19 protein-coding genes are annotated in these 19437 nt (G+C 73.0%); 15 read left to right on the top strand and 4 right to left on the bottom strand.

The features are described 5' to 3' along the window. The first annotated feature begins 1 nt into the window (after position 1). The 3 genes from kdpC to AC54T1_RS03760 all read left to right on the top strand — a co-directional run bounded on the left by kdpC (position 2) and on the right by AC54T1_RS03760 (position 4010). A complete protein-coding gene (kdpC, locus tag AC54T1_RS03750) occupies positions 2-658 on the top strand; it encodes a potassium-transporting ATPase subunit KdpC (protein ID WP_496911085.1) in 657 nt (218 codons plus the stop codon). Positions 659-720: 62 nt separating this feature from the next. After that, on the top strand, positions 721-3282 hold the full coding sequence (locus AC54T1_RS03755) for a DUF4118 domain-containing protein (protein WP_496911086.1): 2562 nt from the start codon (positions 721-723) through the stop codon (positions 3280-3282). After that, positions 3279-4010: a response regulator gene (locus AC54T1_RS03760; protein ID WP_496911087.1), complete on the top strand. Its 732-nt coding sequence runs from the start codon at positions 3279-3281 to the stop codon at positions 4008-4010. The genes AC54T1_RS03755 and AC54T1_RS03760 overlap by 4 nt, the downstream gene beginning before the upstream one ends. Before the next feature lie 22 nt (positions 4011-4032). Here AC54T1_RS03760 and AC54T1_RS03765 read toward each other — a convergent pair whose 3' ends face one another. Continuing rightward, positions 4033-4461, bottom strand: coding sequence for a DUF6069 family protein (locus tag AC54T1_RS03765; RefSeq protein WP_496911088.1), 429 nt, complete (start codon positions 4459-4461; stop codon positions 4033-4035). A gap of 89 nt (positions 4462-4550) precedes the next feature. Between AC54T1_RS03765 and AC54T1_RS03770 the strand changes: the two genes are divergently transcribed. From AC54T1_RS03770 to AC54T1_RS03780, 3 genes are all read left to right on the top strand, one after another. After that, positions 4551-4997 (top strand): MarR family winged helix-turn-helix transcriptional regulator, encoded by a 447-nt coding sequence (locus tag AC54T1_RS03770; RefSeq protein ID WP_496911089.1) that lies wholly within the window; start codon positions 4551-4553, stop codon positions 4995-4997. Next, positions 4994-5671 (top strand): GNAT family N-acetyltransferase, encoded by a 678-nt coding sequence (locus tag AC54T1_RS03775; RefSeq protein ID WP_496911090.1) that lies wholly within the window; start codon positions 4994-4996, stop codon positions 5669-5671. The genes AC54T1_RS03770 and AC54T1_RS03775 overlap by 4 nt, the downstream gene beginning before the upstream one ends. A gap of 111 nt (positions 5672-5782) precedes the next feature. Then, entirely contained in the window at positions 5783-6442 is a 660-nt protein-coding gene (locus AC54T1_RS03780; RefSeq protein ID WP_484343995.1) for a dihydrofolate reductase family protein, read from the top strand. A gap of 26 nt (positions 6443-6468) precedes the next feature. On the opposite strand, the gene AC54T1_RS03785 is transcribed toward AC54T1_RS03780, so the two are convergent. Then, entirely contained in the window at positions 6469-7959 is a 1491-nt protein-coding gene (locus AC54T1_RS03785) for a beta-N-acetylhexosaminidase (RefSeq protein WP_496911091.1), read from the bottom strand. A 67-nt stretch (positions 7960-8026) separates the two neighbouring features. On the opposite strand from AC54T1_RS03785, the gene AC54T1_RS03790 reads away from it, so the two are divergent. The 6 genes from AC54T1_RS03790 to AC54T1_RS03815 are packed head-to-tail and all read left to right on the top strand — an operon-like array spanning position 8027 to position 14151. Continuing rightward, the gene (locus AC54T1_RS03790; protein ID WP_496911092.1) at positions 8027-9184 is read left to right on the top strand and encodes an ROK family protein; all 1158 of its coding nucleotides are present in this window, start codon (positions 8027-8029) and stop codon (positions 9182-9184) included. 37 nt (positions 9185-9221) lie between these two features. Beyond that, positions 9222-10475 carry an extracellular solute-binding protein gene (locus AC54T1_RS03795; RefSeq protein WP_496911093.1) on the top strand — a complete coding sequence of 418 codons (1254 nt, stop codon included), beginning with the start codon at positions 9222-9224 and terminating at the stop codon, positions 10473-10475. Positions 10476-10477: 2 nt separating this feature from the next. Continuing rightward, positions 10478-11437, top strand: coding sequence for a carbohydrate ABC transporter permease (locus tag AC54T1_RS03800; protein ID WP_496911094.1), 960 nt, complete (start codon positions 10478-10480; stop codon positions 11435-11437). Then, a complete protein-coding gene (locus AC54T1_RS03805; RefSeq protein WP_484344000.1) occupies positions 11437-12282 on the top strand; it encodes a carbohydrate ABC transporter permease in 846 nt (281 codons plus the stop codon). Before AC54T1_RS03800 ends, AC54T1_RS03805 begins: the two co-directional genes overlap by 1 nt. A gap of 46 nt (positions 12283-12328) precedes the next feature. Next, the gene (locus AC54T1_RS03810) at positions 12329-13102 is read left to right on the top strand and encodes a glucosamine-6-phosphate deaminase (protein ID WP_496911095.1); all 774 of its coding nucleotides are present in this window, start codon (positions 12329-12331) and stop codon (positions 13100-13102) included. After that, positions 13099-14151: an ROK family protein gene (locus AC54T1_RS03815; protein WP_496911096.1), complete on the top strand. Its 1053-nt coding sequence runs from the start codon at positions 13099-13101 to the stop codon at positions 14149-14151. The genes AC54T1_RS03810 and AC54T1_RS03815 overlap by 4 nt, the downstream gene beginning before the upstream one ends. Here the strand turns inward: AC54T1_RS03815 and AC54T1_RS03820 are convergent. After that, positions 14117-14560 (bottom strand): ATP-binding protein, encoded by a 444-nt coding sequence (locus AC54T1_RS03820; RefSeq protein ID WP_496911097.1) that lies wholly within the window; start codon positions 14558-14560, stop codon positions 14117-14119. The two genes, AC54T1_RS03815 and AC54T1_RS03820, sit on opposite strands and share 35 nt — an antisense overlap. Positions 14561-14732: 172 nt before the next feature. Between AC54T1_RS03820 and AC54T1_RS03825 the strand changes: the two genes are divergently transcribed. The 3 genes from AC54T1_RS03825 (at position 14733) to AC54T1_RS03835 (ending at position 19093) form a co-directional block, all read left to right on the top strand. Next, a complete protein-coding gene (locus AC54T1_RS03825; RefSeq protein WP_496911098.1) occupies positions 14733-16481 on the top strand; it encodes a SpoIIE family protein phosphatase in 1749 nt (582 codons plus the stop codon). A gap of 156 nt (positions 16482-16637) precedes the next feature. Then, on the top strand, positions 16638-18071 hold the full coding sequence (locus AC54T1_RS03830) for a hemolysin family protein (RefSeq protein ID WP_496911099.1): 1434 nt from the start codon (positions 16638-16640) through the stop codon (positions 18069-18071). After that, positions 18068-19093, top strand: a complete 1026-nt coding sequence (locus AC54T1_RS03835) for a hemolysin family protein (protein ID WP_496911100.1) — start codon at positions 18068-18070, stop codon at positions 19091-19093. The genes AC54T1_RS03830 and AC54T1_RS03835 overlap by 4 nt, the downstream gene beginning before the upstream one ends. Positions 19094-19132: 39 nt before the next feature. Here the strand turns inward: AC54T1_RS03835 and AC54T1_RS03840 are convergent, their stop codons facing one another. Further along, positions 19133-19360, bottom strand: a complete 228-nt coding sequence (locus AC54T1_RS03840) for a hypothetical protein (protein WP_496911101.1) — start codon at positions 19358-19360, stop codon at positions 19133-19135. Between the last annotated feature and the right edge of the window lie 77 nt (positions 19361-19437).

Consider the following 19437-nt stretch of genomic DNA (forward strand, 5'->3'; position numbering starts at 1 on the left):
CATGACCACCACCTCGACCCGCCCCGACGTCCGCGGGCGCCTCACGGGACTCTCGCTCGTCCGGCAGACCCTCGCCGGCCTGCGCGTGCTGGGCGTCCTCACGGTGCTGCTCGGCCTGGCCTACCCGCTGACGGTCACGGCCGTCGCCCAGCTCGCCCTGCCCTGGCAGGCGAACGGCTCGCTCCTGCGGGCCGACGGTTCGCGGGCCACCTCGCCCGACGAGACCGGCGGCGCCGTGATCGGCTCCGCGCTCGTCGGCCAGTCCTTCACGGGCGACGAGTGGTTCCACCCCCGGCCCTCGATGGCCGGCGACGGGTACGACACCCTCGCCTCGGCAGGCTCGAACCTCGGCCCGCTCTCCCCGGACCTCGTCGCCATGATCGACGAGCGCCGCGAGGCCGTCGTCGACACCGGCGTCCCGGCGCAGGACGTGCCCCCGGACGCGCTCACCGCCTCCGCCTCCGGTCTCGACCCGCACATCTCGCCCGCGAACGCCGCGACCCAGGTGGCGCGGGTGGCCCGGGCCCGCGACCTGCCGGAGGCCGACGTCCGCGAGCTCGTCGCGGCCCACACGAGCGGCCGCGACCTCGGGATCCTCGGGGAGCCGCGTGTCAACGTGCTCGAGCTCAACGTCGCTGTGGGCATGATGGCGCCGTGACGCTGATGCTGCCGTGAGCCGGGACGCTGCTGTGACCATGGGTCCGCTGCGGGGGGTGAACCATGCCTGAGGGGCGCCGGGGACGGTTGACCGTGTACCTGGGCGCCGCACCCGGCGTCGGCAAGACGTTCGCGATGCTCGACGAGGCGCACCGGCGCCGGGCGCGCGGGACGGACGTCGTCGTCGCCCTCGTCGAGACCCACGGGCGTCCGGCGACCGCCGCGCAGCTGCGGGACCTCGAGGTGGTGCCCCGGGCGAGCGTGGCGTACCGGGGCACCGTCCTGGAGGAGATGGACCTCGCCGCCGTCCTCGCGCGGGCGCCCGAGGTCGCGCTCGTCGACGAGCTGGCGCACACCAACGCGCCGGGTGGCGCGCACCCCAAGCGGTGGCAGGACGTCCAGGAGCTGCTCGCGGCCGGCATCGACGTCGTCACCACGGTGAACATCCAGCACCTGGAGTCGCTCAGCGCCGACGTCGAGACCATCACGGGGGTGCGCCAGCGGGAGACCGTCCCGGACCACGTCGTGCGGTCGGCCGCGCAGGTCCAGCTCGTGGACCTCTCCCCGGACGCCCTGCGCCGCCGCCTGGCCCACGGGAACGTCTACCGCGCCGAGCAGATCGACGCGTCGCTGTCCTCGTACTTCCGGGTCGGCAACCTCACCGCGCTGCGGGAGCTCGCCCTGCTGTGGGTCGCGGACAGCGTCGACGACGCCCTCACCCGGTACCGCACGGACCACGAGATCGGCGCGACGTGGCCCGCCCGGGAACGGATCGTCGTCGCAGTGACCGGCGGTCCGGAGGGCCAGACCCTCCTGCGGCGCGGTGCCCGCATCGCCCGTCGCGCGGCGGGCTCGGAGCTGCTCGCCGTGCACGTGCTCGCGACGGACGGGCTCCCCAGCGCCGCACCGGCGGCCATCGCGGCGGACCGGGAGCTCGTCGAGGCCCTCGGTGGGACGCTGCACACCGTCGTGGGGGAGGACGTGCCGTCAGCGGTCGTCGACTTCGCGCACGGGGTCAACGCGACCATGATCGTCGTCGGCGTCTCGCGGCACTCCCGGCTCCGGGAGGCCGTCCTCGGGTCCACGGGCGCGCAGATCGCCCAGCTCGCCGGCTCGATCGACGTCCACCTCGTCACCCACGAGCGGGCCCGCGCCGGGGTCCGGCTCCGCGGGCGGTGGTCGCCGCTGTCCCGCACGCGCCACGTCGGTGGATGGCTCCTCGCGCTCCTCGTCCCCCTGGCGCTGACCGCCGCGCTCCGCGTCGCGGACGAGGTCTCGTTCGCGACAGGGCTCATGCTCTTCCTCGTCGGCGCGGTGTCCGTCGCGCTCGTCGGCGGCCTGTGGCCCGCGATGCTCGCCGCGCTCGCGTCCTTCCTCTGCCTCAACTGGTTCTTCACGGCCCCGACCGGGCGGCTCACCGTCGCCGACCCGGAGAACGTCCTCGCGCTCGTCGTGTTCGTCCTCGTCGCCGGAGCGGTCGCGTCCGTCGTCGACCTCGCGGCCCGCCGCACCGCCCAGGCGTACCGCGCCCGGGCGGAGGCGACGACGCTCGCGGGGCTCTCCCGCTCGGTGCTCTCGGGCGAGGACACGGCCGAGGCCGTGGTCTCCCGGCTCGCCAAGACGTTCGCGATCCCCGAGGTGCGCCTGGAGGAGCGGGACGACCAGGACGCCAACGACGCCCCGTGGCGGCTCGTCGCGCGCAGCGCCCGGGACGTGCGGGCAGGTGCGGGGACTCCCACGACGACGGTGCTCGCCATCAGCGACACCCGCCGCGTCGTGCTGCTCGGCCGTGTGCTGCCGGCGAGCGACCGGCAGGTGCTCGAGGCGTTCGCCGCGCAGGCCGGGGTGGTGCTGGAGTACCGGCGGTTGCGTGACAAGGCCGCCCAGGCCGCGGTGCTCGAGCAGGCGGAAGCGACCCAGACCGCGCTGCTCGCGGCCGTCTCGCACGACCTGCGCACCCCGCTGGCCTCCATCCGTGCGTCGATCGACGGGCTCGGCTCCCCGCACGCGCGCCTGTCCGACGACGACCGGGCGGCGCTGCAGCAGACCATCGCCGAGTCGACGACCCGGCTCGAGCGCCTCATCGACAACCTCCTCGACCTCTCCCGGATCCAGACGGGCAGCGTGCGGCCGGTCCTCGCGCCGCGGTCGATCGACGAGATCGTGCCCCTCGCCGTCGAGCAGCTCGCCCCGGACGAGGTGGTCCTCGACGTCCCGGACAACCTCCCGCTCGTCCTCACCGACGCCGGCCTGCTGGAGCGGGTCCTCGCGAACCTCACGTCGAACGCGGTGCGCTTCTCGCCGGCCGGGTCGCCCGTGCGGATCACGGCCTCGCACCGCGCCGGGGAGGTCGAGCTGCGTGTCGTCGACCGCGGGCCGGGGCTCGCCGCGGGGGACCGCGACCGGGCGTTCGAGCCGTTCCAGCGGCTCGGGGACACCTCCGCGGGCGGTCTGGGGCTGGGTCTCGCCGTCGCCCACGGACTCGCCCGGGCCGTCGGGGCTACTGTGACAGCCGACGACACGCCGGGAGGAGGGCTCACCATGGTGGTCACCATCCCGACCGTCCCGACCGTCCCTGCCGTCCCGAGCGCCGCGCCGGTGCCCGGTGCCGAGGAGGCCCGATGACGAGCGGCCACGGACAGGGCGCCACGTCGCCGGGCAGCCTGGGCAACCGGGTGCTCGTCGTCGACGACGACGCGGGGCTCGTGCGGGCCCTGACGATCAACCTGCGCGCGCACGGCTGGGACGTGTCGACCGCGTCGGACGGGGTGGCCGCGCTCGACGCCGCTGCCCGGTTGCGCCCCGACGTCGTCGTCCTCGACCTCGGCCTGCCGGACCTCGGCGGACTCGAGGTGATCGCGGGAATCCGGGGGTGGAGCGCCGTGCCGATCGTCGTGCTCTCGGCGCGGCAGCTGGGCGACGACAAGGTGGACGCGCTCGACGCGGGCGCGGACGACTACGTGACGAAGCCGTTCGCGATGAACGAGCTCCTCGCCCGGTTGCGCGCTGCCGTGCGCCGCGCCGCGCCCGTCGACGGCACGACGCCCGCGGAGCCGGTGGTCGAGGCGGGTGACCTGCGCATCGACCTCGCGCGGCGCCGGGTGCAGCGCGAGGGCGGTGACGTGCGCCTGAGCCCCACGGAGTGGGGGCTGCTCGAGGTCCTCGTGCGCAACCGGGGCAGGATGGTCGGGCACGCCCAGCTCCTGCGGGAGGTGTGGGGGCCGGGGTACTCCTCGGAGACGAACTACCTGCGGGTGTACACCGCGCAGCTGCGCCGCAAGCTCGAGCGCGACCCGTCCGCGCCGCGGCACATCATCACGCACCCCGGGATGGGTTACCTCTTCGAGGCGTAGGAGCGGGGTGGCCGCCCCGGCATCAGGTGCGGCTCGTGCGGCGGACCGCGAGGAACCACACGAGGCCGGTCACCACGTGCATCGTCGCGAGCGTCACCCGTGTCGTCGTCCCGGCCTCCATGGCGAACGGCGCCGGGGCGGTGGCGAGGCCGACGACGAGGCCCACGACGGCGAGGGCCGACCACGTGCGCGGGCCGCGGGCGCGCACCGTGAGCAGGACGAGGGTGCCGACGAGCACGCCGACGAGCGTGGCGCCGACGACGGGCAGCACACCGACGGTGGCCGGGTCCGGTGGCCCGACGACCATGTCGGCCCCGGCGAACCTCCCGCCGAGCAGCACGAGGAGGTTGGCGACGGTCGCGGTCACGGCGGTGGCGGCGCCGAGGCTGAGGACCTCGGCGCGGGCGATGGGTGTGGGGGACGTGGTGCGGGTGGACGGTGACGCGGTCATCGTGGACCTCCTGGATGGTTGAGCACCTCAAGTTTCCCCAGCGTCCTCCTGATGCTTGATGTGGTCAAGCATCCCGGTAGGCTGGATGCATGACCTCCCGGCCTGCTGCCCCGACGCTCGCCGAGGCGCAGGCGCTGACCATGCGGCTCTACGACGTCGCCGACCTCGCTCGGGCGGACTTCCGCGCCGTCGTGGGGGAGCTCGGGCTCACGCACCTCCAGGCGCGCGTGCTCCTGCAGCTCGAGGTACCCCTGTCCATGAGCGGCCTCGCCGAGCGCCTCGCCTGCGACGCGTCCAACGTCACGGGCATCGCCGACCGGCTCGGGGCCGCAGGGCTCGTGGAGCGGGTGGAGGGCGAGGACCGACGGGTCAAGCTCCTGCGCCTCACCGACGAGGGCGTGCGCCTGCGGTCCCAGGTCGCCGGGCGCGTCGCGTCCGGCGCGACCGTGACGGCGAAGCTCGACGCGACGGAACGTGCACAGCTCACCGCGTTGCTGGACAAGCTCCTCGGGGCACGGCCAGACTCGGGCGCATGACCTCACGGCTCGTGGACCTCTGGCCAGCATCGGGCGTCCGGGTGCGCTCCGGTGACCTCGAGATGCGGTGGATCGACGACGACCTGCTCGTCGCGCTCGCGGACCTCGCCGGTCGCGGGGTGCACGCCGACGACGCGATGCCGTTCACCTTCCCGTGGACCCGGGGCTCGGCGCGGGAGGTCGCGCAGCGCGTCCTGGACTACCAGTGGGCAGCGCGACCGCGCATCGGCCCGCAGGACGTGGTGCTGGAGCTCGCGGTGCTGTCCGCTGGCGTCCCCGTCGGCATCCAGAGCGCGTCCGGCCGGCAGTGGCAGGTGCTGCGCGAGGTCGAGACGGGCTCCTGGCTCGGCCGGGAGCACCAGGGTCGGGGCATCGGGACCCGGATGCGGGCGCTCATGCTCCACCTGTGGTTCGAGGGTCTCGGGGCCGATCATGTGACGTCGGTGGCGTTCGACGACAACGCGGCGTCGAACGCCGTCTCACGCCGGGTGGGATACGAGCCCGACGGCCTCGCGCGGGTCGTGAGCGAGGGACGAGCGAGCACCCAGGTCCGGTACCGGATGACCCGCGACCGCTGGTCGCAGGTGCGTGAGGCGAACGCCCGGCTGCTCGGCGCCCCGGTCGAGATGCACGGTATCGATGCCCTCCGCGAGCAGCTCGACGCCCCGGAGTAGCAGTCGCCCGAGGGACGAGCGGCGGCGCGACGGGGACGTCGCGCCAGCCCTCGCCCGCACCGGCACGACAGCCGTAAAGTGGGACAAAAGACACCTCGTTCAGGAGATGCCATGTCCCTCGTCCGCGTGCACAACTTCTCTGTCTCCCTCGACGGCTACGGCACGGGCGAGGGGCAGCGGCTCGACGCCCCGTTCGGCCATGCGGGCTCCCGGCTGATGGAGTGGGCCCTGGAGACGCAGACGTTCCGCGAGATGGGATTCCACGGGGACTCACCGGGATCCACGGGCGTCGACGACGCGTTCGCCAGCAGGTGGTCGCCCGGCATCGGCGCGGAGATCATGGGGCGCAACAAGTTCGGTCCCCAGCGCGGCCCGTGGGAGGACGAGGAGTGGAAGGGGTGGTGGGGTGGCACCCCCGTGTTCCACACCCCCGTCGTCGTCCTCACCCACCACCCCCGGCCGACCCTCGAGATGGACGGCGGGACGACCTTCCACTTCGTCGATGCCGACCCCGACGCAGCGCTCGAGCGGGCCCGGGAGCTCGCCGACGGCCTCGACGTGCGGATCGGTGGCGGCGTGAGCACGGTCCGGCAGTTCCTCGAGGCCGACCTCGTCGACGCGATGCACGTCGTCGTCGTGCCCGTCCTCCTCGGCGGGGGCGAGCGCCTCTGGGACGGGCTCGAAGGACTCGAGCAGCGCTTCGACATCGAGGCGACGCCGTCCCCGTCCGGCGTCGTCCATCTGGTCTTCACCCGGCGCGGGGCCACCTAGCCGGACACGGGCACCAGGCGCCGGTGTCAGCCCAGGCCCTCGGTGCGGTGGAAGACGGTCCCGTCCTTCTCCCACCATCGCGCGTGGTGGGCGAGCGCTGCGACGAACCGCTCCCAGTCCGGCGCGGACCCCCAGGCGACCTCGGCCACCGCGGGCAACCGTGGCAGGAGCATCGTCGTGAGCTCGTCCTCGGTGCGCAGGGTCTCGGTCCACAGGCACGCCTCGACGCCGACGATCGACGTCTCGGGGATGCCCGGCAGCTCGGCCACGGGGTCCCAGCCGTAGGCGTCGCGCAGCCCGATCGTCGCGGCCCACGTGAGGCCGAGCGGGAAGTCCTCGTCGTACTTCTGGTCGAGGTAGGCGCGTGTCGCGGGGGAGGCGATGAAGTTCACGTCGTGGTCGCGCGCCACGCCCGTGAGGTGCTCGGTGTCGATGTGCGAGGTCCAGTACTGCAGCTGGGTGCCGGCCGGGAGATCGGCGCCGGCCGCCTCCTGCCAGAGCACGAGCGACTTGCCGAGCCGCTCGACGAGCGCACCGACGCGCTCGACGAACGCGACGTACTCCGGCCGCGCGAGGGTGAGTGCCTCGTCGCCGCCGAGGTGCACGTGCTCGCCGCGCGTGTGCCGGGCGAGCTGGGTGAGCATGTCCTCGACGAACTCCCACGCGGCGTCCGACTCGAGGTGCACGGAGCTGAAGCCCACGTCGATGCCCCGGTAGTGCTCCCGCTCCTGGCCGTCGGGGCTGATCTGCGGGTAGGCGACCTGGGCGGCGTGCGTGTGGCCGGGCAGGTCGATCTCGGGGACGACGACCACGTGCCGCTGCGCTGCGTACTCCTGCAGGTGCGCGTAGTCGGCAAGGGTGAGGAACCCGCCGGGACCGCCGTCGACGTCGTTCGCGGCGCCGACGTCCGTGAGGCGCGGCCACCCCTCGATCTCCAGCCGCCACCCCTGGTCGTCGGACAGGTGCAGGTGGAACCGGTTGAACCGGTACGCGGACGCGAGGTCGATGAGCCGCTCGAGGGCCGCGACGTCGAAGAAGTGCCGGGCGACGTCGACCATGACGCCGCGTACCGGGAAGCGGGGGCTGTCCGTGCACGTGAGCTCTGGCACGACGCCGTCGCGCACGGCCTGACCGAGCGTCTGGACGGCCCAGTACGCGCCGGCCTCGTCACCCGCGTGCAGCGTCCATCGGTCACCGAGGGTGAGCGTGTAGCCCTCCGCGGGGAGGGTGGGTTCGAGCCCGGCACTCACGGGCACGAGGGTGGCTGCGTCGCTCTCGTGGGTCTCGCGTGCCCCGGGTCCCGTCCCTGCTGCGGCCCGCACGGCCAGGCGCTCGGCGAGGTCTGCCGCACGCGGCGCCCACCCACGCAGGGCGTCGGCGAGCGCGTCGAGCTGCCCGGGGACGAGCGCGGCACCCGGCCTCCCGGACGTGTGGACCTCGCGCGGCGCGGGCAGCAGCGGGGCGTGCGGGAGCGGCCCGGGCAGGTCGGTCGGAGCGGCTGGCCGTGGAGTCGTCATCGGTCTCCTCGAGGTGGGTGCCCGCAGTCTATTGACCCCAACTTAGTACGTAAGGTGTACTTACTTTATGCCCACCCGGACAACGCCGTCGGACCCACGCCGGGCGACCTCGCGCAACCGCTCCGCAGCGACGACCATGCGCCCGGCCGACGCCCGCGTGCACCACCGCGCGCTCGTGCTGCAGCACCTGTTCGACGACGGCGCCGTGAGTCGCGCCGACCTCGCCCGCGCGACCGGCCTGGCCCGGGTGACCGTCTCCGACGTCGTCACCGACCTCATCGCCGACGACCTCGTGCACGAGCTCGGCGTCCGGCCCGGCACCCACATGGGCAAGCCCGCCACCCTCGTCGGCGTCAACGCCGCAGGCGCGAACGTCGTGTGCCTCGACCTCTCCGACGACACCCTCCTGCGCGGCGCGCTCGTCGACCTCGCGGGCACCACCGTGAAGACCTCCCAGGTCGCGCTCGACGGCGCGACGGGGGAGGACGCCGTCGCCAAGGTCGTCACGCTCGCCCGGCGCCTGGTGAAGACCTCCACGAGCCGCGTCCTCGGCGTCGGCGTCGGCACACCCGGGGTGGTGAGCCCCGACGGCGTCGTGCGCCGTGCCCCCAACCTCGGCTGGACCGACCTCGACCTGCAGACCCGCCTCGAGGAGGACCTCGGTTACCCCGTCTACGTCGCCAACGACGCCGACACCGCCGCGCTTGCCGAGGACACCTTCGGTCACGGCAGCGGGTCGGGCCTGCTCCTCGTCGAGGTCGGGCACGGCGTCGGTGCCGGCATCCTCCTCGACGGCGCTCTCCTGCGGGGCCCTTCGGGCGCAGCGGGGGAGATCGGGCACGTCGCGGTCGAGCCGGACGGGTTCGAGTGCTCGTGCGGCCGGACCGGCTGCCTCGAGACGATCCTCGCCGTCCCGCGACTGCGCGCACGCGTCGACGGGCTCGGCGCGGCCGAGGCGGCCGACGCGCTCGCCGCCGTCGGGCAGCGCCTCGGGCAGATCCTCGCGCCGATCACCCAGGCGCTGGGCCTGCGCGACGTCGTGCTCTCCGGGCCGGAGGAGCTCCTCGACGGCCCCCTGCGTCAGGCCGCCGAGGCGGCCGTCCTGTCTCTCACCCGACCGTTCGGGGACGAGCGTGTGCAGCTGCGCATGTCCGCCCTCGGTCACGACGGCGTCCTCGTCGGCGCCGCCGCTCACGTGCTCGACGGCGAGCTCGGCCTGTCATGACCTCCCGGCCCCAGGGCCACCTCGGAAGGACAGATCAATGGCGACCCACACCCGGTACGCGGCGCTCACCCTCGCGGCAGCGCTCGCCCTCACCGCCTGCAGCAACGGCGGCTCCACCACCACCGACGACACCAGCACCGACGACTCCGCCCCGGGGACCGAGATCACCCTGTGGCTCGCGGGCGAGGACACCCCCGTCGAGGCCACGGACTGGCTCACCACCGCCTTCGAGGACGCCACCGACGCGACGCTCACGGTCGAGCGGATCGACTGGGGCGAGCTCCTGCCCCGCCTGCAGACGTCGCTCGGCAACCCCGACGAGACGCCGGACGTCGTCGAGATCGGCAACACGCAGTCCCCGACCTTCACGACCGTCGGCGCGTTCACCGACCTCACCGAGCACCTCGACGAGCTCGGCGGGGACGCCCTCGGACCCGAGGGGTTCATCGAGGCCGGCAGCGTCGGCGACCAGGTGTTCGCCGTGCCCTACTACTGGGGCTCCCGGTACGTCTTCTACCGCACAGACCTCCTCGAGGAGGCCGGCATCGCCGTCCCCACGACGCTCGCGGAGTTCAACGACGCCGCCGCTGCCCTGACGACCGGCACGACGTCGGGGTTCTGGCTCCCCGGTCAGGACTGGCGCAACGGCATCAGCTGGGTGTTCGCCAACGGCGGGGACATCGCCGTCAAGGAGGGCGACGAGTGGGTGGGGCAGCTGTCGAGCCCCGAGAGCATCGAGGGCCTCACCCAGGTCCAGGAGCTCTACACCGCCGCGTCGAAGGCCCCGAAGGACGGCGAGGACGCCGAGCCGTGGACGGCCTTCAACAACGGCGACGCCGCGATGTTCATGGCACCTGGCTGGGCCCGCGGGTCGATCACGGACGAGCTCGCCGAGAACGTCGGCGCCCTCGCGCTGCCCGGCGTCGACGGCGGTGCGGCCCCCGTGTTCGCGGGCGGCTCCAACCTCGCGATCTCACAGGCGTCGCCCGACCAGGACCTCGCCCTCGAGCTCATGACCCTCATCTACTCCGACGAGTACCAGACGATGCTCGCCGAGGCGGGCCTCGGCCCCGCGAACTCGACGTTCAACGACCTCATGGGCGACGACGAGTTCGCCGTCGCAGCGCTCGCGGCGGCCGAGAACGCGAAGCTCACGCCCGCGGCGGAGCAGTGGGCAGCGGTCGAGACGGACCGGATCATGGAGGAGTTCTTCGCCCAGATCGCCCAGGGCGAGGACGTCGCGACGGCGGCCGAGGCCGCCGACGCCCGGCTCGAGGAGGCGCTCAACTGAGCGTGACCACGGGTACCCGCACGACGGTGGCGCGCAGCCCGGTGCCGTCGGCGGGAGCCCGGCGACGGCACCGGTTCGGGCGGCGCGCCACGCCCTACCTCCTGCTGGCGCCCGTCGCCGTCGTGCTGCTGCTCGCCCTCGGGTACCCGCTCGTCCGCCAGGTCGGGATGTCCTTCCAGGAGTTCGGCCTCGCGCAGCAGCTCGGCACCGCCGAACCCCGGTGGGTGGGCCTCGCCAACTACCGCGAGCTCCTCACGGACGCCACCCTCTGGGGCGTCGTCGGCCGGTCGATCGCCTTCTGCGCCGTCAACGCGGCACTGACCATGGCGATCGGGACGGCGGTCGCGACCCTCATGACCCGCCTCGCCGGACCCGTTCGGCTCGCCCTGCAGACGAGCCTCCTGCTCGCCTGGGCGATGCCCGTCATCGCCGCCATGACCGTGTGGCAGTGGCTGTTCGACACCCAGTACGGGGTCATCAACTGGGTGCTGGTCCAGGTCGGGTTCGAGGGGTTCGCCGGGCACTCCTGGCTCCTCGAGCCCTTGTCCTTCTACCTCGTCGCGACGGTCATCGTCGTGTGGATGAGCGTGCCGTTCGTCGCCTTCTCGGTCTACGCCGCCCTCACCCAGGTCCCGGACGAGGTCATCGAGGCGGCCCAGCTCGACGGTGCCGGTGCGTGGCAGCGGTTCCGGAGCATCGTCGTCCCCACGATCGCCCCGGTCCTGTGGGTCGTGGGACTGCTGCAGATCATCTGGGACCTTCGCGTCTTCACGCAGATCTACTACCTCCAGGGCGCGGGCGGCCTCAAGAGCGAGACGGACCTCCTCGGCACCTACATCTACGGACTGGGCATCGGGCAGTCCAGCTACGGCATGGCCTCGGCCGTCGCGATGTTCATGCTCCTGCTCACGCTCGTCCTCACGGCCGGGTACGTGCGCAGGCTCGCCGCGGAGGAGGACTGATGGCCACCGCGCGACGCCCCACCCGCAGGCGCTCGGCGCCACTGCTCAACACCCTCGGGGTGCTGCTCGCCCTCGTGTGGGTGTTCCCCGTCTACTGGATGTTCACGTCGGCGTTCGGCACGCCCGAGCAGGTGCGGGCGGCCACCCCGACGTTCGTGCCGTTCGGCGGTGACCTCTCCGCGTTCGGCCGCGTGCTCGACGCGAGCTTCTTCGCGTCCATGCGGCTGAGCATCGTCGTGACGCTCCTCGTCGTGGCCGTCGCCCTCGTCGTCGCGTTCCTCGCCGCGCTCGCGGTGAGCCGGTTCCGGTTCGGCGGCCGCAAGGGCTTCGTCCTCACCGTGCTCGTCGTCCAGATGATCCCGGCGGAGGCCATGTTCATCAGCCAGTTCCGGATGCTCGAGGGCTGGTCCCTGCTCAACTCGGTCGCCGGCCTCTCGTTGCTCTACGTCGCGGCGGTCCTGCCGTTCACGGTGTGGATGCTCCGCGGGTTCGTCCAGGGCATCCCCGTGGAGCTCGAGCAGGCCGCGATGATCGACGGGTGCAGCCGCACGCGTGCGTTCTTCGCGGTGACCTTCCCCCTGCTCGCTCCCGGCCTCGTCGCCTCGGGCGTGTACGCGTTCCTCCAGGCGTGGAACGAGTTCACGCTCGCCACGGTCGTCATGAGCCCGTCCAACCGGACGGTGCCCCTGTGGCTGCGGGGCCTGACGACGCAGTCGAACGCCGCGATCGACTGGCCGGGCGTCATGGCCGGGGCCGTGCTCGTCGCCGCGCCGGTCATCATCTTCTTCGTCCTCGTCCAGAACCGGATGACCTCCGGGCTCGTGGCGGGTGCCGTCAAAGGATGATGGAGGTGCACGCTCTGCGCACCGCACCACCGAGGAGGTCCCACCCATGGAGGTCGTCATCCGGCCGGTCGACGAGCTGGCCGTGCTCGCCGCCGACATCGTCGAGCGCGCGCTCTCCGTGCTCGCCCGGCCCGTCCTGGGGCTCGCGACCGGCTCCTCGCCGCTGCCGGTCTACGCGGAGCTCGTGCGTCGGCACGAGGAGGAGGGGCTGACGTTCCGGCACGCCCGGGCGTTCCTGCTCGACGAGTACGTCGGCCTGCCCGCCGGCCATCCCCAGTCCTACCGGGAGGTCATCCAGCGTGACCTGACCGGCCGGATCGACCTCCCCGTCGTGCTCGGGCCGGACGGCTCCGGCCCCGACGTCGCGACGGCCGGCGTCCGCTACGAGGCCGAGATCCGCGCGGCCGGTGGCGTCGACGTCCAGCTCCTCGGGATCGGTGCCGACGGGCATGTCGCGTTCAACGAGCCCGGGTCGTCGCTCGCGTCGCGGACCCGGGTGAAGAGCCTCACCGACCGCACCCGCGAGGACAACGCCCGGTTCTTCCCGTCCGTCGACGACGTCCCGCAGCACGCCCTCACCCAGGGCCTGGCGACCATCGGCGAGGCCCGGCACCTCGTGCTCGTCGCGACGGGCAGCGCGAAGACCACAGCCGTGACAGGGATGGTCGAGGGCCCGGTGAGCGCGTCCTGCCCCGCCTCCGTGCTCCAGCTCCACCCGCACGTCACCGTGCTGCTCGACGAGGAGGCCGCCGCCGGGCTGCGCCACAGCGCGTACTACCGGCGCGCCTACGCGCACAAGCCAGCCTGGCAGGAGCTGTGAGCGCTGGTCTGTCGTCCAGCGCCGGCGGGTCGTCGAGCGTTGGCGGGTCGTCGGGCGCCGGCCTGTCGGCGGCGAGGATCGTCCCCTCGTCGGGTCCGCTCGTCCTGGCGCTCGACGTCGGCGGGACGAACACGCGGGGCGAGGTGCTCGACGAGCACCTCGGGGCGCCCCTCGCACGGCACCACGCACCCACACCCGAGCACGACGGACCTGCGACCCTGCGCGTCATCGAGCAGACGTGCCGTGCGCTCCTCGCCGAGCTGCCGGCCGCCGACCGGGCACGGGTGACGGCCGTGGGTCTCGGCGTGCCGGGGATCGTCGACCCGGCCCGCGGGGTGGTGCGGCTCGCGGGGAACCTCGGGTGGGCGGACGAGCCCGTCGGCGAGCTGCTCGGCGCCCGCCTGGGACTGCCCGTGCTCGTGCACCACGACGCCTCTGTCGCGGGCCTCGCCGAGCACGCGCTCGGGGCGGGGCGGGGAGTTGACGACCTTCTCGCGGTCTTCATCGGCACGGGCATCGCTGCGACGATCGTCGTCGGCGGTCGTCCGGTCCGCGGTGGCATGCACCAGGCGGGGGAGATCGGTCACGTGCCGCTCGACCCCGCGGGGCCGCTGTGCGCGTGCGGACAGCGGGGCTGCCTCGAGGTGTACGCGTCGGCGCGGGCGATCGGCCGCGCCTACGCCGCAGCGACCGGACGCCCGGGCGCGACGTCTCTCGACGTGGTCGCGGCCCTCGGGACGGACCCCCGCGCGGACGCGGTGTGGTCGGACGCGCTCGACGCCCTCGCGCACGGACTGCTCGGGGCCGTCACGCTGCTCTCGCCGTCGCGCATCGTGCTCGGCGGGGGTCTCGCGGCCGCGGGTGCGGTCCTCGTCGACCCGGTGCGCGCGCGGCTCCTCGAGACCGCCCGCGTCGCGACCGTCCCGCCCATCGTCACGGCTGGCCTCGGCGCGCGTGCCGGGGTGCTCGGGGCCGCGCTCGCGACCTTCCAGGACGAGCGGGGCGCACGCGCTCTCAGCCGGTGGCGCTCCAGCAACCGGACCGCCTGAACGTCGCCCAGATGTGCTTGTGCGTGCCGTCCGAGAACCAGCCGACCGCCGTCGCGAGACGCTGGGCGAGGACAAGACCGAACCCACCCTCGCCGAGGCCGCGTCCGCAGGCGACGACGGGATCGGCCTCGAGGCAGGAGTCCGTCACCTCGAGGAGGTACTCGGTCTCGGTGGCGCGCAGGGTCACGCGCGCTGGCGGGATCGCGTGACGCAGCGCGTTCGTGGCCAGCTCGCTGGCGACGAGGATGATGTGCTGGACGGCCTCAGTGTCCGAGGCAGGGCCGTCGCGCTCGGTGATGAGGCGGGTGATCTCGCGCCGCACGGGGGAGAGGTCAGCGGCGCTGTGGAGGGGCCAGGACCCGAGGTCGTCGCCCTGGAAAGGGGGACGAGCGACGGAGATCGAACCCACGATCCTCTCCTCCTGTGTGCGGCTGGACCCCCATCGTGACATGGCACTCGCGGCCCCGCCCGACGGCGTCACCTGATGGCCTCGCCGCGCCCCCGGCTCGGGTGTTCTCACGGACGTACGACCGCGCAGCAGGCATGCATGGCGCGAGAGCGTGCTCCACTACTGTGACGCCATGGATTCCGAGTGGTTCGCCCCGACAGCGACGAGCAGCGACATGGGTGCTTCCGTCCTGGCGTTCCCCTGGGAGACGACCCCGCTCGGGCCCCTCTCCGAGTGGGACGAGTCGTTGCGGCAGGCCGTCCGCCTGTGCCTGAGCACCCGGTTCCCCATGCTCGTCACCTGGGGTCCGGACCTGACGATGATCTACAACGACGCCTACCGCGAGATGCTCGGCACCACCAAGCGGGACAGGGCCCTCGGCATGCCCGTCCGGGACGTGTGGTCGGAGGTGTGGGACATCGTCGGACCGCTCTTCGAGCAGGTGATGACCACCGGGACGGCGACATGGACCGTCGACGAGATGCTCGTCCTCAACCGCTCTGGCTACGACGAGGAGACGTACTTCACCTTCTCCTACAGCCCGCTCGCGGACAGCACGGGACGCATCGCCGGGGTCCTCGACATCGCGACCGAGACGACCGACCAGGTGGTCGCCCGGCGTCGCCTCGAGACGGTCGACGCCCTGCACGCCGTGATGAACGGCCACCACGACGTGGAGGAGCTGCTCACGGCGGTCGCGGACTTCCTCGCCGGGTCCCCGGACATCACCGGGTGCGCCGCATACCTGTTCGACGGCGACGTCTGCGCGCCGGTCGCCTCGAACCCGCCGGGCCTGGCCTCCCGCCTCGACGTGCGGCTCGTCGAGCAGGCGTGCCGGGAGGGGAGGGTGAGCATCAGCGGCCAGGTCTGCCTCGCGCCGCTGGCGAGCGCCGACGACGACGTCCCGGCGGGGAGCCTCGTCGTGGAGGCCGCGCCGGGACGCCCGCTCGACGAGTCCAGCCGGACGTTCGTGCTGCTCATCTCCTCAGCCGTCAGCGGAGCTGTCCGGTCGCTCGTAGCCCGACGCGCGGAGCTCGACTACCACCGCGCGCAGGCCGAGATCAACGGGCTCGGGGCCCAGCGGGCGCGTGAGGCGTCCCTCACGCTGCAGCAGGCCGTCATGACCCCACCGCCCGAGGCCGACCACCTGCAGGTCGTCGTGCGGTACCGCCCCGCCGGCAAGGACCTCCAGATCGGTGGCGACTGGTACGACGCCTTTCTCACCAAGGACGGCGCGACGACCATCGTCGTCGGGGACGTCACCGGCCACGATCACCGCGCGGCCGCCATGATGGGGCAGCTCCGCGGACTCGTGCGTGCCGGCGCGTACATCACCGGCGGCACGCCCGCGCAGGTCCTCACCGAGGTCGACGACGCGATCACCGGGCTCGCCCTCGGGGACGGCGCGACAGCGACCGTCATCCTCGCCCGCGTCGAGCAGGTTCCGGCCCAGGAGGCGAGCGGCGCACGGACCCTGCGGTGGTCCAACGCCGGGCACCCCTACCCCGTGCTCATCCGGGCGTCCGGCGACATCGAGATGCTCGACCCGGTCAACGACCTGCTCCTCGGTGTCGTGCGCGACGCGGTCCGCCACGACCACGTCGTGGAGCTCGAGGGCAACGACACCCTGTTCCTCTACACCGACGGGCTGCTCGAGCGACGCGGGATCCCCATGTCGGAGAGCATCGCCAACCTCGTCGAGGCGCTGCGCGGCGGGCACGAGCGCACCCTCGACGAGCTGAGCGACCACGTCCTGCTGACGATGTCCCCGACGGCCGGGGCGGACGACGTCGCGCTCCTGCTCCTGCGGGCCTTCCCCGAGGACGAGCCACGGCCCCCCGAGGCGGGCCCGACCTCGGGCGTGCCGTCGCACCTCGCGTAGCTCGGCGACGACCCCGTGCCCGGACGGCGCGTGGGAACTGACCGGGCGGGGCGCGCGTTGAGACACTGATCGACCACACGACCTGAGAGAGATGATGGACGCAGACAGTACGAACCCCCGAGTGCCGTTCACCGACACGAGGGGGTGGAAACGTCCATGTGGATCCTGACACTGCTCCTCGGAGTCATCGTCATCGTCCTCATCACTGCGCTCACCGGGTACTTCGTCGCCCAGGAGTTCGCCTACATGGCGGTCGACCGGTCACGGCTGGGGGCGCGCGCCGCATCGGGTGACCCGGCGGCGCAGCGTGCGCTCGCTGTGACGAAGCGGACGTCGTTCATGCTGTCCGGCGCCCAGCTCGGCATCACCGTCACCGGGCTGCTCGTCGGGTACGTCGCGGAGCCCCTTGTCGGCGAGTCGCTCGGCGAGGGACTCGGCGGGGTCGGCGTACCGACCGGCGTCGGGATCGCCGTGGGGACCGTCCTGGCGCTCGTCCTGTCGACGTTCGTCCAGATGCTCTTCGGCGAGCTGTTCCCCAAGAACCTCGCCATCGCCCGCCCGGAGCCGGTGGCAGTGTGGCTCGCCCGCTCCACGACGATCTACCTCGCCGTGTTCGGGTGGCTCATCCGCGTGTTCGACCAGGCGTCGAACCTCCTGCTGCGCGTCCTGAAGATCGAGCCGGTGCATGACGTCGAGCACTCCGCGACGGCCCGCGACCTCGAGCACATCGTCGCCGAGTCCCGCGTCAGCGGGGACCTCCCGGAGGAGCTGTCCGTCCTCCTCGACCGGATCCTCGACTTCCCCGAGCAGGACGCCGAGCACGCGATGATCCCGCGCGCACGGGTCGACGTGCTGCACGCGGAGACGACGCTCGCGAACGTCCGCGAGCGGATGGTCACCGGCCACTCCCGCTACCCGGTGCTCAGCGCCGACGACCAGGTGCTCGGCGTCGTGCACCTCGACGACGTGCTCCGCGGGGACTGGGACGACGACGCCGCGGCGGTGACGTTCATGCGTCCCGCCCTCATCCTCCCGACGTCGATGACGCTGCCCGTCGCGCTGCGCGAGCTCACCTCGACGCGCAACCAGCTCGCGTGCGTCATCGACGAGTACGGCGGGTTCGCCGGCGTGCTCACGGCGGAGGACCTCGCTGAGGAGCTCGTCGGGGAGATCACGGACGAGCACGACCCCGAGGAGCCGGCGATCGTCCCGCGGGACGACGACGGCACCTGGGTCATGGCGGGGGACGTGCACATCGACGAGGTGGAGCGCGCCGTCGACCACGACCTGCCGCGGGGGGACTACGAGACGATCGCCGGGCTCGCGATCGCCATCCACGGGTCCTTGCCGCCCGCCGGCACGACCGTGCGCGTCGAGCTGCCGCTGGACCTCGCGGAGCTCGCACGGTCCGGTGAGCCGGAGGTCGTCTGGATGGCGGTCGACGTGCTCGAGCTCGACAGGCACGTGCCGTCGCTCGTGCGCGTGCGTGTCCCCGCGGAGCCGCCCGGCCCGGACGGTCCGCCGGAGGTCGACAGCACGTCAGGCACGGCGCCGGTCGCAGCACGCCGGACGACGGAGGTCGACCGATGAGCAACCCCTGGGTCATCGTCCTCATCACGACTGCCCTCATCGCGCTGAGCGCCTTCTTCGTCGCGATCGAGTTCGCTCTCCTCGCCGCCAAGCGGCACCGCCTCGAGGATGCCGCGGCGACGAGCCGCTCCGCACGCGCCGCGCTGCGCAGCTCCACCGAGCTCACCGTGCTGCTCGCCGGGTCCCAGCTCGGCATCACCGCCTGCACCCTCGCGCTCGGGGCGATCACCAAGCCGGCCGTGCACCACTGGCTGACCCCGGTCTTCGAGAGCTGGGGAGCGCCGTTGTGGATCGCGGACGTCGCGGGGTTCGTCCTCGCGCTCGTCATCGTCACCTTCCTCCACCTCGTCGTCGGGGAGATGGCGCCGAAGTCGTGGGCGATCGCTCACCCGGAGACGTCCGCGACGCTCCTGGCGATCCCCATGCGGGGGTTCATGTTCCTCACCCGGCCGCTGCTCGTCGCCCTCAACGAGATGGCGAACTGGTGCCTGACGAAGGTGGGCGTCGAGCCGGCCGAGCAGGTGGCCACGGGTCAGACGCCCGACGACCTGCGCCACCTCGTCGAGCACTCGGCCAACGTCGGGGCCCTCGAGGCGAGCTACTCGGCGCAGCTCGCCGGGGCGCTCGAGCTCCAGCGGCTCACGGTTGTGGACCTTGTCACGGACGGTGGCAGCGCCACCACCGTGGGGCCCCGCGCGTCGGTGGCCGACCTCCAGGAGGCCGCCCGCAGCTCGGGGCACCTGCGGATCCTCGTCGGGACGCCCGAGACCATCGAGGGCGTCGTGCACGTGCGGGACACCCTCGGCCAGGGCGACGACCGCTCGGCGGCCGAGTTCATGCGGCCGGTGATCTCGTTCGCGCCCCAGACGCCCGTGTACACGGCGTTGGCGTCGATGCGCGAGACGCGCAACCACCTCGCGATCGTGTCGACCGGATCGGCGTTCGTCGGGGTCATCACGCTCTCCGACGTGCTCTCGCGCCTGTTCCCCCGGTACGAGGACGAGGCGCCGGCCGTTGTGTGACGCGCGTTCGATCGACTGCGTCTGACGTCTGGGTCGCCCTCAGCGGACGAGGGTGACCCAGACGACCGCCCCGGCCACGAGCACGGGGACGGTGCCGTAGAGGAGCAGCCGCCCGGGGCGGGAGGAGGACCCGTGCGCCAGGGGGCCACGACCGGGCGTCACCGGGTTGGTGTTGTGACCAGGTGTCATCCCCAGGGGCAGACCCTCGGGCCCCTTCGGGTTGGCCGCGTCGTCGGGGCGCCTGTCGTTGTGGGTCGACTGATCCATGAGGACGCCCTTTCGATCGTAACGATGCAGGTCATCTCTCACCGTAGCGCCGTGCGCACACCTGCGCTCTGGTGATC

This window comes from Sanguibacter sp. Z41_6 (assembly GCF_059621145.1).